The following is a 1,217-nucleotide window of genomic DNA, read 5'->3' as shown; positions in this document are numbered from 1 at the left end:
TAGATTGAAAACATTGAAATACCCATCGCATCGTTGGATTGTTTATAGCTTTACCAAGCTGGTTTTTAATTGTAGATTTAGATGCTGATAGGGCTGCTCTGATTTGTCTTTGCGCTAAAGTGTATACCAAAAGACATAATCCCATTATCATGGACATAGCTTCAATTCGTTCTGGAGATTTAATATAAATACTATCTGCAAAAAATAAGGGGTCTTTTAAAAATCCAAATCCCCGTTCACAGCTTTGCTGTGCTTTATATTCAGAAATCATCTCATCATTACTAAGAGACTTTTCATCTAAAACATTTGTTGCCAGTACAAAACGTCCAGCACTTGTATAAGCTGCTTTAATGGCTTTTATATTCTCGGATAATGTGGCATTGACTTGATAAGCAATGTCTTTCTTATCCTTTGATTGCTTATCAAAATAATTAACGTTCTCAATTTGATGATATTTTAATTGTTTATTTAAGCTATTTACAGATTTCACAGCTTCTTCGTAAGACTTAAAGTTGGCTGATAGCAGTTTTTTGAGCTTAGATAATGCACTAATTTTTGACTTAGATATCCTTTTTTCTAATTGGCGTAAATCAGATTCTTTTCTTTCAGTGCTTTCTACAACTAACCATCTCTGTTCAATTTCAGCATAATTGCTTTTGATTACAGAATAATAATATCCTGGTAAAGAACTACTAATAAAATTAGGCGATAATAATGTTGATACTCGTTCTTTTGCCTCTCGTATAGTCATCGGTACTCTAGACAACCATCTCATTCCTGATAATGAGCTTATATTTTTTGCGTTATACAAAGCCGCATCTGCAACCATTAAATTCTCTTCTTTTTTTATTTCTGCTTTTAGCATTTGTTCTTTGTATTCTAAAAAGATTTTCGCAAAACTTGAAGAATCTGATTGATTTCCCGATGCCGATTTTAAAAATATTGGTATATCTCCATCTCCCGATGATATTAAGTCTATGATGAATTGTTTTAAATCCGGTCTATGGTCACGAGAATAGCCATAGGTAATCTCAATAGCTTGTGGTGATTTGATTTGACCATTTGATGAATTATTCTCAAAAGTTACATCTGGTAAACTAGTTTTATATTCACCATGTAAGTGTAGTGAAGTCGAATCCAAATGTGACGATTTTAAACTAATATTGAATTCTTTTATCACCTGACTACTAATAGCTAAAAATATCTCCGTTAAGCCT

1 protein-coding gene is annotated in these 1,217 nt (G+C 32.2%); it reads right to left on the bottom strand.

What is annotated here, in order from left to right; all coding sequences use genetic code 11:
- On the bottom strand, nt 1-1,217 hold a 1,217-nt coding region (locus CDG77_RS35000; RefSeq protein ID WP_143857183.1), incomplete at both ends, for an IS1634 family transposase.

Source organism: Nostoc sp. 'Peltigera membranacea cyanobiont' 213, from assembly GCF_002245975.1.
Taxonomy (GTDB): Bacteria; Cyanobacteriota; Cyanobacteriia; order Cyanobacteriales; family Nostocaceae; genus Nostoc.
The sequence above is the reverse complement of the archived record's forward strand: the minus strand, read 5'-3'. Positions and strand labels throughout refer to the sequence as shown.